Origin of the sequence: Paenibacillus ihbetae, assembly GCF_002741055.1 — a bacterium.
In the GTDB taxonomy this organism is placed as follows: Bacteria; Bacillota; Bacilli; order Paenibacillales; family Paenibacillaceae; genus Paenibacillus_AQ; species Paenibacillus_AQ ihbetae.
Genome location: NZ_CP016809.1, coordinates 5,730,122 through 5,741,995, shown reverse-complemented (window position 1 = coordinate 5,741,995; position 11,874 = coordinate 5,730,122). Strand labels below are relative to the sequence as shown.

At 52.9% G+C, this 11,874-nt stretch carries 13 protein-coding genes and 1 tRNA gene; 4 read left to right on the top strand and 10 right to left on the bottom strand.

The features are described from left to right. Window positions 1-167: 167 nt before the first annotated feature. On the bottom strand, window positions 168-800 hold the full coding sequence (locus BBD41_RS25865) for a response regulator transcription factor (RefSeq protein ID WP_099479432.1): 633 nt from the start codon (window positions 798-800) through the stop codon (window positions 168-170). After that, window positions 797-2,143 carry a sensor histidine kinase gene (locus tag BBD41_RS25860; protein ID WP_099479430.1) on the bottom strand — a complete coding sequence of 449 codons (1,347 nt, stop codon included), beginning with the start codon at window positions 2,141-2,143 and terminating at the stop codon, window positions 797-799. The genes BBD41_RS25865 and BBD41_RS25860 overlap by 4 nt, the downstream gene beginning before the upstream one ends. Before the next feature lie 186 nt (window positions 2,144-2,329). Between BBD41_RS25860 and BBD41_RS25855 the strand changes: the two genes are divergently transcribed. From BBD41_RS25855 to BBD41_RS25845, 3 genes are read left to right on the top strand one after another with little or no spacing between them, the layout of a single operon-like run. Further along, window positions 2,330-3,043: a polyphosphate polymerase domain-containing protein gene (locus tag BBD41_RS25855; RefSeq protein ID WP_099479428.1), complete on the top strand. Its 714-nt coding sequence runs from the start codon at window positions 2,330-2,332 to the stop codon at window positions 3,041-3,043. A gap of 3 nt (window positions 3,044-3,046) precedes the next feature. Next, the gene (locus BBD41_RS25850) at window positions 3,047-3,745 is read left to right on the top strand and encodes a DUF4956 domain-containing protein (protein WP_099479426.1); all 699 of its coding nucleotides are present in this window, start codon (window positions 3,047-3,049) and stop codon (window positions 3,743-3,745) included. An 18-nt stretch (window positions 3,746-3,763) separates the two neighbouring features. After that, window positions 3,764-5,680, top strand: a complete 1,917-nt coding sequence (locus BBD41_RS25845; RefSeq protein ID WP_099479424.1) for a CotH kinase family protein — start codon at window positions 3,764-3,766, stop codon at window positions 5,678-5,680. Between the two features lie 177 nt (window positions 5,681-5,857). On the opposite strand, the gene BBD41_RS25840 is transcribed toward BBD41_RS25845, so the two are convergent. From BBD41_RS25840 to BBD41_RS25810, 7 genes are all read right to left on the bottom strand, one after another. After that, entirely contained in the window at window positions 5,858-6,511 is a 654-nt protein-coding gene (locus BBD41_RS25840; protein WP_099479422.1) for a TVP38/TMEM64 family protein, read from the bottom strand. 115 nt (window positions 6,512-6,626) lie between these two features. Continuing rightward, the gene (locus tag BBD41_RS25835) at window positions 6,627-7,094 is read right to left on the bottom strand and encodes a DinB family protein (protein ID WP_099479420.1); all 468 of its coding nucleotides are present in this window, start codon (window positions 7,092-7,094) and stop codon (window positions 6,627-6,629) included. Further along, window positions 7,087-7,683, bottom strand: a complete 597-nt coding sequence (locus tag BBD41_RS25830; protein WP_099479418.1) for a DUF4269 domain-containing protein — start codon at window positions 7,681-7,683, stop codon at window positions 7,087-7,089. Before BBD41_RS25830 ends, BBD41_RS25835 begins: the two co-directional genes overlap by 8 nt. A 133-nt stretch (window positions 7,684-7,816) precedes the next feature. Then, a complete protein-coding gene (locus tag BBD41_RS25825) occupies window positions 7,817-8,623 on the bottom strand; it encodes a GNAT family N-acetyltransferase (protein ID WP_099479416.1) in 807 nt (268 codons plus the stop codon). Between the two features lie 93 nt (window positions 8,624-8,716). After that, entirely contained in the window at window positions 8,717-9,430 is a 714-nt protein-coding gene (locus BBD41_RS25820; RefSeq protein WP_077566956.1) for a DsbA family oxidoreductase, read from the bottom strand. Window positions 9,431-9,576: 146 nt separating this feature from the next. After that, window positions 9,577-9,837, bottom strand: coding sequence for a YqkE family protein (locus BBD41_RS25815; RefSeq protein ID WP_099479414.1), 261 nt, complete (start codon window positions 9,835-9,837; stop codon window positions 9,577-9,579). A gap of 122 nt (window positions 9,838-9,959) precedes the next feature. Next, window positions 9,960-10,032 (bottom strand) — tRNA-His (locus BBD41_RS25810). Between the two features lie 279 nt (window positions 10,033-10,311). Here BBD41_RS25810 and BBD41_RS25805 point away from each other — a divergent pair. Next, a complete protein-coding gene (locus BBD41_RS25805) occupies window positions 10,312-11,160 on the top strand; it encodes an alpha/beta hydrolase family protein (protein ID WP_099479412.1) in 849 nt (282 codons plus the stop codon). Between the two features lie 51 nt (window positions 11,161-11,211). Here BBD41_RS25805 and BBD41_RS25800 read toward each other — a convergent pair whose 3' ends face one another. Next, window positions 11,212-11,667, bottom strand: coding sequence for a RidA family protein (locus BBD41_RS25800; protein ID WP_099479410.1), 456 nt, complete (start codon window positions 11,665-11,667; stop codon window positions 11,212-11,214). Between the last annotated feature and the right edge of the window lie 207 nt (window positions 11,668-11,874).

Below are 11,874 nucleotides of genomic sequence, written 5' to 3'. Positions count from 1 at the left end.
CGTTCGCCGGGTGTTGCTGCATTTAGCATACAGCCGATTCCGCGATCCGGTTAGTTCCGACTTTCATAGAACCAAAGCCAAAAAAGGTACTACATTTCGTAGTACCCCCACAATAAATACGCTATGTTTTTGGCTCAATACCTTGCACCGGGCGTTCGCCCTAACCCCTAACGGTCCTTTACGATCCCTTTTCGCCGCACCTTTTCTACGGCTTCTTTGCCGCTCTTTACGCCAAGCTTTTTCAGGATTTTATTAATTTGATTCTTTAATGTGCTTTCCGACTTGAACAGCTTATGCTCAATCTGGGCATGGGTGTACCCTTCCTCCATCAGCTCGAACACTTCCCGCTCCGCTTGCGTTAAGCCTCGCAGCTGCTCCTCCCGTTTTAAGCGGGAATATTCCTTCAGCAGCGCTTCCATCGGACCGGCATGCAGCACGGCGCCCCGGATCGCCGCCGGCAGTTCCTTGAACCTGGTCTTTTCGATATATTGCGCGGCGCCGGCCGTAAAAGCCTGCGTGATGGTCTGCTCGTCATCCATGGAGGTTAGCATGATCACTTTTGCCTGCGGCCTGATTTCCAATATGTCGGCCGCTGCGTAAATGCCGTCCAGTTGTGCCGGGGTAAGCTGTATATCCATCAGCACAACATCAAACGAAAGGACCCGCGCCATCTCCGCAGCCTGCTCGGGCGTCTGGGCCGCACCCGCCACCAGCATGTCCTCCTGTCCGTTCAGAAACACGGTCATTGCCTTAATCCAATCGGGATCGTCTTCAACCAGAAAAATTCGTATCGGATTCATTCCTCTCCCCTTCCTGCCAGTCGTATTAACACCCGGCGGGGGAAATACAAGGACACCTCGGTTCCTTCCCCCTGGCGGCTCTGCAGGCCTATCGATCCCCCGCTTTTTTTCATCACATGGTAAGCGTAAGAAAGACCCAGTCCGTAATTGCTTCGTTTATCCTTCTTGGTGCTGTAAAAAGGTTCAAATACCCGCGCCTGCAGCCCGTCCGGAATGCCGTCGCCATAATCCTTGACGGACACCACCGCGCCTCGCCGTCCGGCATCCACCGTCAATTCGATCACTCCGTCCCCGGGCGCAGCCTCGACCGCATTTCGCAGCAGATTGCCCGCGGCCTCGGTAACGTGAACCGGATCGATCAGCAGCCACGGGCGCTGCCGGATGTGAAGCTTCACCTCGATGCCATGACTGTCCAGCATTTCCTGCTCGCGCTGCACGAGCTCCTCGATGAGTTGATCCAGCCGAATCGGCTGCACCTTCAGGACAAGCTCTTTGGTTTGCTGCTGGATCCGTTCCGTCATCGCAAGGAGATGCTCCGATGCCTGCGTAATGATTCTGAGCTGCGTAAGCACCGCACCTTGGTTTGGGAGCAGCATTTGCTTTACATTTTCCGTGCTTAGAGCGATTTTTCCAATTTCATTCTTGAGGGTGTGGTTCAGCAGGGAGGTTCCCGTCGAAACTGCTTCCATCGTACGGTCCATCGGATCCCGTTCAACCTTCAGCCGCATGCCGAGCACACCGTAAACGAACACGCAGATCAACCCGACGCCGAATGAATAAACAATCAGCAGTGATACATATTGAAAGAAATCGTAACCCGGGAATAACAGGCTGCCGACATTAATCAGAAGCATTACACCCAGCAGCGTGGGGACCATGATCATAGCCGTGATCAGCAGACTTCTGCGTCTGTACGGGTTTATTTCTTGAGCATAGGCCCGAATTAACAAATAGCAGGAAATAAAGTAATACGTAGCCGTCCAAACAAGCAGCAGTCCGAAATCGATCCGATGCTCATGCGAAAGAATGACTTGGATTACCGATGCAAGCGGGGGCAGAAGCAGCCCGAGCTTCAAGTACCGCAGCTTGAGAGGATCGATCTGCTGCCGGGTGTACACGATACAAAATACAAGCACCCCGTATGGCGACATCGTATGATTGAAGCTTTGAATGATCGGCTCAAACGAAGCCGGTATAAAGCCGTCCGGCTCAAGGAGTGCGGTTAAGCCGCCTACGCCTGAGCTGAATAAGAAGAAAGCCGCCCAGCGATTCACCTCTTGCCGCGGCTGGTTCGCCAGCAGCACGATTGCCGCGATCCATAAGGCCGCCACATAGTATAGCATTTCACATCGCCCTATCCTCTTTCATTTTCTAGTTTCATCCTACCATACCTGTTCGACAAATGGAGCACGCTTTACATTACGAAAACACTCAGTTTACATTCAGCTGGATTTAAGCCAGAAATCAGAAACGATTGATAGCATGGTTTCAGAAGCAAATAAGCGAACTGACAGAAATGAGGTGGAAGCATGAAGAAAGGATTGAAATACCGGAATGAACTGAAGTTTTTTGTCAACATGCATCAATACCGGATCATCCGCCAGCGGTTGAACCATTTGATCCGTCACGATAACCATGCGGGACCGTCCGGAGAATACCATATCCGAAGCCTGTATTTCGACGATATCAATAACAAAGCGCTGCACGAGAAGCTGGCCGGTGTCCGGGACCGCGTAAAATACCGGATCCGCATCTATAACGTGAAGGATGACGTGATCCATTTTGAGAAAAAGATAAAGTTCCGCGACTACATCGCGAAGCTGAAAGAACCCCTTACGAGGGAGATGACGGACCGGATTATGGCGGGAGATTACGAATGTCTGTACCAGCCGGACAAGCCTCTGATGATGGAGCTCTATCACGAGATGAAGCATAACCTGCTTCGCCCGAAGGTCATCGTCGATTATGTCCGCGAACCGTACGTATGCGCAAACGGTAATGTCCGGATCACGTTCGACAAGGAGCTGCGTACAGGGCTCCACTCCGTCGATCTGTTCAACCGCGAGCTGCTGCCGATTCAGGCTATTGATGAGAATCTGATCATTCTTGAAGTCAAGTATGACGAGTATATACCGGATTACATCAAGATCGCCCTGCAGCTGGAGGGACTTCAGCGGCAGTCCGCATCGAAATATGTCATATGCCGAAAATTTTTAAAGTATAACGCTTGGGAGGATCAATAATTCATGAATGTAACGTCTAACGAAACGACCAACTTTTCTAATATTATCAAAAAATCCGTCCTGGAGAACTTCGCATCCGATATCAGCATCGCCAAAATATTGATTACGCTCGCCATGGCCTTTGTCATCGGATTGTTTATATATCTGCTGTATAAACGGGTATTCAGCGGGGTGCTCTATTCGAAGAGCTTCAATGTGTCCCTGATCGGAATGACCATGATTACGGCGGTTGTCATCATCGCCATCAACTCCAATCTCGTGCTCTCGCTCGGCATGGTCGGCGCGCTGTCCATCGTTCGTTTCAGGACCCCGATCAAAGACCCGACCGATTTGATCTTTCTGTTCTGGGCAGCTGTTGCCGGTATCGTAACCGGCGCCGGATTCTATACGCTGGCGGCGATCGGTTCCGTGGTCGTAGGCCTCATTCTGTTCTTCTTCATTAAAAAAGCGTCCGTTGACACTCCCTACCTCCTTGTCATCCATTGTCAGGACGAGCAGAGCGAGCAGGCGGTCCGCACTCGCATCGCCGAAGCGGTGAAGCGTTACAATCTGAAGCAAAAGACCGTAACGAACGGGAACATCGAGCTGACGGTGGAAGTCAGACTGAAGGATGCCGAAGGCGAATTCGTCAACAAGCTGTCCGGGCTCCCCGGCGTCCATAACGCGGTCCTGATCAGCTACAGCGGCGATTATGTATCCTAAGACAGGTGGTGTCTTGATATGAAAACAAAATATGCCGCGGCTCCCCTGTCCCTTTTGCTGGCTCTGATGCTATTCCTGTCCGGCTGTCAGCACTGGCTGGCGCCCGGCGCAAGCCAGGCGAACAAAGCGGAGGATGAAAATGCAGCCGCGCAGGAAAGCGTGTCGGCGGTGTTCCCGAAGGATCAGGTTATCGATGTGAAGATTACGATCGATGAAGCGGATTTTGCGGATATGATCGACAATGCCGAAGCGGAGGAATATAAAGAGGCTTCGGTCGAATATAACGGGCAGAAGTTCGAACATGTCGGCATCCGGACCAAAGGTAACCTTAGCCTGCGGAGCGTGGTCAATTCCGACTCCGATCGATATAGCTTCAAGCTGTCCTTCGATGAATATGTGAATCAGACGCTGGATGGGATCAGCAAAATCAATCTCAACAACAACTACAGCGACGCCACGTACATGAGAGAGTTCCTCGCCTATGAGCTGGCAGCCTCCGCAGGCCTGCCAACGCCCGGCTTCTCATACGTCAATGTCTATATCAACGGTGAGCTGTGGGGGTTCTACCTTGCCGTCGAGCAGATCGGCGATGCATATCTGGAACGCCACTTCGGCAATGCATACGGCGCATTGTATAAGGGCGTGATGACCGGAGCCGGCAGCGATCTGACCTGGCTCGGCCAGGATCCGGATTCGTATACGGGACTTGAAATGAAGTCCAAATCCTCCAATGACGACGCCTTGATCGACATGCTGGACGAGCTGAATAACGGCTCAGATTACGAGCAGGTGCTCGATGTGGACCAGGCGTTGAAGTATATCGCCTTAAACGTGGCCGCTTCGAATATGGACAGCTATCTCGGCATGAACAAACAAAATTACTATTTATATGAAAATAAAGGCGTCTTCTCCATTCTCCCGTGGGATTACAACATGGCCTTCGGAGGGTTCGGCGGTTCCAATATTCTGATCGACGAACCTACCCAAGGAGCCTTAGCCGAACGGCCGCTCGTTGCGAAGCTCCTGGAGGCGGATGAATACAAGGAGCGCTACCATGCCATCCTTCAGGACATGCTGGATGGCTATCTCAAGCAAGAAACGTTTGCTAAGCGCGTGGAAGAGCTTAAGACGTTAATCTCGGAGCACGTCCGTCAGGATCCGCGCCCTTTCTATACGTATGAGCAGTACGAAGAAGCCATCCCTGCCCTCCTCAGCTTCGTCCAGCAATCATCGGAGAATATCCAGCAGCAGCTGGACGGGACGCTCCCTTCTTCGGGAGACGGCAGCGGCAGCGGAGGCGGCATGGGGCCCGGAGGGATGGGCGGCATGCGTCAGGGCGATGCAGGCGGCATGCCGCCGGGAGACGGCGAGGAGACCACCGGCGGTGCCGAAACCACCGCGGCAAACATGCTCGCAGCCGGCAGCACCGCTGATGACGGGAACGCCGTTCCCGTATCGCAAGCGCCGGCTGGAGAGCAGACACCGGAGCTGTCGCAGCAGCAATCACGGCAAGAAGCCCAGCAGGAGTCCTCGCTGGTAACGTCCCAGCAATCCCAACAGGAAGGTCAGCTGCCTCAGCAGTCGCAACAGGAAGCTCAGCTGCCTCAGCGGTCGCAGCAAGGAGCCCAGCAACCGTCCCAAGAGGACGCAGCTGGCCAAGGAGCGGTGCCCGGGGATGCGCCTGTTCCGGACACCGACGCTCAAACCGGGCAGCCGAATGCCAATCAAGAGCAGCCGACGAATCGCTTTGGCGAATTCGGCGGCGGTATGGGCGGAGGAATGCCGGGCGGCCGGGGCATGGGGCCGCAGGACTGGAGCCGCAGCCAGGATCAGGAGGAAGGGAATATGCAAGAGCTGATCTATACCGGGATCTCCGTCCTCCTTCTCATAGCGGCTTGTCTTGTCGTTACGCTGTATAAACGCAAAAAGCTGTAACTCTCAGCATATCATCACAAAACAAGCTCCAATCATTCAAGACACGAATGAATGGAGCTTGTTTGTGATCGTACCGATAACCGTTTATGCTAAACGCCCAAGTAAATCTAGAATGGCAGGCAGCGCAACATATCGCAATGACGATCGTTCATTCCCCGGCCAACCGGCATGACCACATTAAGGTGCTTCGCTATTCAGGTCGGTAACGGGCGATTGCTCCGCTTTCTTCGCATGGCTGTTTAAATAATAGCTTTCCAGCCGCCGGCTCCCCCATAAGGAAAGCGCGATAAAGGCCAGAACGCCAACGAGTTTATAGGGCTCGGCCGCAATGTCCGACAGGTTCGCACCAATATAGGATACGCAGAATACCATAATCCCTTTTCCTAATGTAACAGCCAGCAGGTAGGACAAAATATGCATTCTCGCCAGTCCTGCGGCGATATTTACAGCGACGAACGGACCGACCGGTAAAATGCCGAGCAGAAACACGTAACTGAACCCGTTCTTCTGAATCCAACGCATCCCCCGCTGCACCTTGGGCTTGGCTGCCCAGCGCGAGAGCAAGCGGCTGTCGGATATTTTCCTAACCAGCAGAAAGGTTGTCAGGCAGCCTGCAATCATGCCGATCCAAGAATACAGGAACCCTTCCCACAACCCGTATACGGCGGCATTCACCCCTACAATCACAATCGTCGGCATTGGCGGAACGAAGGACTTCAAGAAGGTCAGCAGGATGCCCGGCAAAGGACCAAGCGCTCTGAACTGCTCCAGAAACCACTCCAGGTTGCTCTCCGTAAAATAAGACGTGATATCCAAATAACCCGTCGGCATTGCGTTCACTCATTTCTATCGTCAGTTGCCTATAGTATAAATCAATAACGACCCTGAATCTATAAAAGAAAGTATTGACTCGCATTGTAGGAAGCTTGTGTAATCCACTCGCGGCTCACATGAGCGCTACCAGCTCCAGCTGTCTTAGATGATGGTTGTCATGCCATATAAAATCCTTCATAAACTGCGCCACCTTAAACGGATGACCGTCCTTATCCGTATATTCCCCCTCGTACACGTTTTCCGGCATGGCCCGGATCGCTTCGATCAGCCGCTCACGCGCGGCAATCGTCTGGCGGACCAACGCCTCGGTCGTGCACGCTTTCGCATAATGCCTCGCATTTTCATTAAACTCGTCATAGTCCAAGTGTTCAGAGGTCGGATCTTCCCCGCGAGCAATTTTCTCAATCGCCTCTGTGAAAAAGTATTCGTCCCATCTGAAAATATGACAGACAACCTCGCGAACCGTCCACTTGCCTTCCGCCACCGGTGTGCTCCACAACGTTTCATCCCGTTCGGCAAGCTCCTTCACCCGATCGATCCATTCCCCATATTGCCCAAGCAGCTGCTCCTTCTCACGCATCTTCGTTCCTCTCCCTCGCTAATAATTTGTAATATAATCCGCTTAGCCGGTCATCCGGCCAGTAATACATGTCCAGCAGCGCCGCATAGGGATCGCCCGGTATTCCCAGCAGCTCCGCAAAAGCCGGCTCCGTCTTGATTCCCGCTTGCTTCATTGCGATAATCCGTTCTCTCCCGGCTCCCCCGATCAGCTGAAGCAGCCGATACTCTACGACCATATGCCGGTATCCGTTCTGCTGCTCCGTCGGCACAGGCTGGCCGAATATTTCGAACATCCAGCCTCTATGGCGGAATCGAACCACGATGCGATCAACACCATTTACGTTTCGGCTAACGACCGACAGATCCGGCAGATGTCCGAAATTCCGACGGATGGTCTGTTCAAATGCAGCGAACTCCGTAACGTGGCAGGCGATATCGAGATCACTTCCCGGGATGTCGATGCCAATAGGGACCGTGCCAACGAGAATGGGATCATTACGCGCAAGATGGGCAAACACCCCCAAGTCTTCCATGACGACAGCGGCCTGCTTCTGCTTCTCCGTTCCCTGATACAAAAAATCGATATTCCGAAAGTTTATGTCCTGCATGCTCAATCTTTTTCCTTTCCCGGACCGGCTGCACCCATAGAACCAACTAACAAACTAACCCTCCCCGCAAAATTATGCCGCCGGTCGGTCAGAAAGAAGGGTCGGTCTTATCCTGTGGCTATCCCCCAGGGTCCTACCTTTCCGTCCACGTCGTCCGCACATATCCGAGCCGCATGCCGACCGCTTCCATATTGCGGTGGCTTTGCGACAAGAACGCGCACTGGCCGACCACTAAAGCGCAGCCTGCTTGCTGGGCGATCCGGAACCGATGGCGAAGGAGCAGCCGATGCAGGCCGTGCCTGCGATAATCGGGCAGAGTCGCTCCGAAAGTAAGAGAGGCAACGCCCTCATTGATGTACATCACGCCAGCTGCGGCAGGCTCATCTTGGACATAGGCAAGATAAAATCTCCAGCCTTTCCGCGAGGAGAGCACCCGGTTATTTGCGGCCACGGACGGGATCCCCTGATCTGGAAGCCCGGTTCCGCGGCAATGGATCATGGCATACCGTTCGAACTCATTCTCGGCGACCTGACGAATCGCAACAGCCGAATCGCTCTCTTCCTCCACGTTAATCGGATACATATACATCGAATTGTGAAACCCTGACTGGTATAACCCTCGTTCCGCAAGCGCCTTCAAAAGTTCCTGATTTGCCGTGGAAGGCACGATCTCGAACTGAAATCTCCGGTCCCTCGACCGATAGAAATCAATGATCGCATCAAGATGGCTGATGTCTTCCGATTGGATGCCTTTGACGGTGTTAAAGGAAAGCCAAGGCATTGTTTTGCTGTACATGCACAACGCATTCCCGAAACGTTCCACCTCGACGCCCTCCGGATTGCCCGGCCGTTTCGCAATGGCATCCATCCGATCGTGCATATACGCTGTTTCGGAGCGCTGAATATGTATGATTAGCTCCTTCGTCGGGAGTTCGTCCATAATAACCTCCATCGATATGTAATAGGACGGTGATAAGAGATCAGCCTGAAGATCATGCGAACGATGCATCTTCAGGCTGTTATCATCACCTATTTATTTCGTGCTGCCAGGCAGATCGCAGGATCCGTCGGCACATATCCCCTCATCCTTCTCGTTCACCATCACAAGCGGATGGGCTTCACGATAGGCTTTCTCCAGGGCGTCCGTGAAGACCTCCAGCGGCTGTGCGCCGGATACGCCGTACTTGCCTCCCAGCACGAAGAAAGGAACCCCGCGAATACCCAGCTGGTTGGCAGCCGCTTCATCAGCGCGCACTTCAGAGCTGTAGGCGTCACCCTCAAGCACGGCCTCTGCCTCTTCTCGCTTCAATCCGACCTCAGCGGCCAGGTCGGCGAGCAAGGAGCGGTCCTGCAAATTGCTGCCTTCCGTAAAATGAGCGTAGAACAAACGCTCCGTCATCTCTTTCATTTTGCCATGCTGGCTTGCAAAATGAACCAGTCGATGGGCATCAAAGGAATTCGCTGGGATGATCCGGTCCATGTGATACGTGAGGCCGACGCTAGCCGCCTGCTGCGTAACATTGGCGTTCGCCGCCCGGGCCTGCTCAATGCTCATCCCGTATTTGGAAGCCAGCAATTCATCCATCGACACTCCCGGCTCGTACGATGCGCCAGGATCAAGCTCGAAGCTCCGGTAAACCACCTCGACCTGATCCTTATTCGGAAATAATGCCAGTGCATTCTCGAAACGACGCTTTCCTATATAACAGAACGGACACATAAAATCCGACCAAATCTCAACCTTCAATGTCTTACCCCCTATAAGCATGTATTTTACTTACTTATTGTAACTTTCTTTCTGGATTACTTCAAGATAAGCCTGCATCGCTGCATAAGGGGAAAGGCAAGTTCGGTTCTCCAGATCATAACAACGGGGCGGCTATCGTCCATCTGTCATTTGTATCGTTTCCAGTCCATATCACTGTTCTCCAGCAAATACTCAAAATCGTTATCCCTGCGCTTCTGCTCCGCTGCGCGGGCGGCCTCGCGCTCCTGTCTTTCTTTCTCCAAACGCTCAGCCTCCGAGGCCTTCAACGTTTCGGAGGTCTCCTTCAATTTCTGAAGCAGCTCGGGGTTCAGAAGATCCTTCAACGTTGCCGGCTTGTCGGCCTGAGAAGCACTCGGAGCGGGTACGTTGCGTTTCTTTTTAGCCATATTCACTCACCTCGGTTTCCCCATCATTATATCATCTTCCATGCGGACTGACAGCACTGGAGGGATGCAAAAAAAAGAGAGAGCCTTACGGCTCTCTCTTCTCGGTTATGTATAATATAAAGGGCGATCGATGGGACTTGAACCCACGAATGCCGGAGCCACAATCCGGTGCGTTAACCCCTTCGCCACGACCGCCATCTTATGAAAGGACAACCTGTCCGGATAATTAATATAGCATAGGATTCGAGAATGTGCAAATTGTAAAAGTTTCCACCGGGGTCCAGCGGATTTCTACCGGTTTTGTTCGCGGATGCCGGCCACTGGCTATTAGGATCGCAAAATATTGATTTCTTGCTGCAGTAAATACTATACTAACAAGAATGTTGACAGCGCGCGGCTTCAAATAACAAAAGCATTGGCATAAAAGATTTCAAAAACCGTATCCATCGGGTTACAGCTGGAGGTCGATTCATCATGATATATCATATTGATTACGTTTCCGAAGGACTTCATGTTAAGGGGTACCTGGGCCTTCCCCCTCAGCTTCCCCACGCCCTTAGTCATTCCATGGCTGACACTGCCGGTACCCGGCCCGGCGTTTCGGTCAAAGGCACATTGGCTTGCTCATGGCGCCCGTATAAAGAATTTCAACATCCTGACGGATCAACCCGGAAGCTTCCTCTCCTGATCTATTGCAGGGGCGGGATCGGCCGCGTCGGGGCGGTGCGTCTGAAGTGGGTCGAGGAGTTCGCCATGCACGGCTTCGCGGTCTTCGCCCCTGCATATCGCGGAAACGAAGGCAGCGAGGGGCGGGATGAGTTCGGCGGAGCCGATACGATGGACGTCGTAAACGCAATCGATTGGCTCCGGGACATACCGTGGATCGACCCGGCCCGGATTTATCTGCTCGGCTTCTCCCGCGGTGCGATCAATGCCGCCAAAGCAGCGGTTATCTCGCCGGTGGTTGCGAAGCTCATTCTGTGGAGCGGGGTATCGGACCTGGCCCAAACATATGAAGAACGGATCGACCTCAGACGAATGATGAAACGGGTTATCGGCGGCTCTCCGAACAAAGTGCCGGAGCGATATCTCGCTAGGTCTCCGCTGCATTACGCGGAGCAGCTTAAGATCCCGGTGCTCATCGTCCACGGGACCCGCGACGAGCAGGTCCTTATCGGGCACAGCTATCGAATGGCGGACAGGCTCGCGGAGCTTGGCCGGCAGGTAGAGACTCATTTCTACCGGGATCTGAAGCATCATTTTCCCCCGCCGCAGCATGAAGCGGCGGTTCATCGCATGTGCTGTTGGCTGATGAAAGATTAACGGCTCCCGGGTTTAAGCTCTCGGGATGCCATCAGTTTGACGCAGTCCCAATCAGACCTCCACCTGAAACATGGAATCAACAATCACCGGTAGTTGGTCCCTTAGGGATATCGCACCAAAGACGGATCGCGCATGGCTTCCGTTATCCCCGAACACTTCAACCATTAAATCAGAGAAGCCGTTCAGCACCTTGTGATGCTCCTCATAATCCGGTGAAGCATGGATAAACCCTTGGACCTTGACTACGCGCTTCACATGATCGAGAGAGCCCAAAGCATCCTTCAACACGGCAAGCACTTCGATGGCGACGGAACGGGCGAACGCATATCCCTGCTCAGTCGTAAAGTCCACGCCCAGTTTGCCTCTCGGATGACCCGAAGGACCTTTCCCAGACACATACATCATTCCGTCTACGATGACGTAATTGGCATATTTTGCTGCCGGCGCGCTGGCCACCGGCAAAGCAATCCCCATCTGTGCCAATCGCTGCTCTGCATTCCCCCCCATATCAGCCAACTCCCCCTTTAGTAAAATCCTCCTATAGGTTTCGATTATTGTACCATGGAAAATTCCCTTTGCAAGAGTAAACATGCTGTTCCCTCGCACTAGAGAGAACTCAACTTCGATTTATGATTGTTAATCCTTATTAACTGAAAATTATGGATTGACAGTCGGCAAACGATCCTTTACAGTATCTCATATATGAAAATGATA

What these genes read in the sequence shown, in the direction of transcription:
- BBD41_RS25840 (WP_099479422.1), bottom strand. Translation starts at nt 6,511, where the DNA reads ATGCCGACGGGTTATTTGGATATCACGTCTTATTTTACGGAGAGCAAC.
- BBD41_RS25815 (WP_099479414.1), bottom strand. Translation starts at nt 9,837, where the DNA reads ATGGCTAAAAAGAAACGCAACGTACCCGCTCCGAGTGCTTCTCAGGCC.
- BBD41_RS25800 (WP_099479410.1), bottom strand. Translation starts at nt 11,667, where the DNA reads ATGGGGGGGAATGCAGAGCAGCGATTGGCACAGATGGGGATTGCTTTG.
- BBD41_RS25835 (WP_099479420.1), bottom strand. Translation starts at nt 7,094, where the DNA reads ATGCGTGAGAAGGAGCAGCTGCTTGGGCAATATGGGGAATGGATCGAT.
- BBD41_RS25850 (WP_099479426.1), top strand. Translation starts at nt 3,047, where the DNA reads ATGAATGTAACGTCTAACGAAACGACCAACTTTTCTAATATTATCAAA.
- BBD41_RS25855 (WP_099479428.1), top strand. Translation starts at nt 2,330, where the DNA reads ATGAAGAAAGGATTGAAATACCGGAATGAACTGAAGTTTTTTGTCAAC.
- BBD41_RS25830 (WP_099479418.1), bottom strand. Translation starts at nt 7,683, where the DNA reads ATGCAGGACATAAACTTTCGGAATATCGATTTTTTGTATCAGGGAACG.
- BBD41_RS25860 (WP_099479430.1), bottom strand. Translation starts at nt 2,143, where the DNA reads ATGCTATACTATGTGGCGGCCTTATGGATCGCGGCAATCGTGCTGCTG.
- BBD41_RS25865 (WP_099479432.1), bottom strand. Translation starts at nt 800, where the DNA reads ATGAATCCGATACGAATTTTTCTGGTTGAAGACGATCCCGATTGGATT.
- BBD41_RS25805 (WP_099479412.1), top strand. Translation starts at nt 10,312, where the DNA reads ATGATATATCATATTGATTACGTTTCCGAAGGACTTCATGTTAAGGGG.
- BBD41_RS25825 (WP_099479416.1), bottom strand. Translation starts at nt 8,623, where the DNA reads ATGGACGAACTCCCGACGAAGGAGCTAATCATACATATTCAGCGCTCC.
- BBD41_RS25845 (WP_099479424.1), top strand. Translation starts at nt 3,764, where the DNA reads ATGAAAACAAAATATGCCGCGGCTCCCCTGTCCCTTTTGCTGGCTCTG.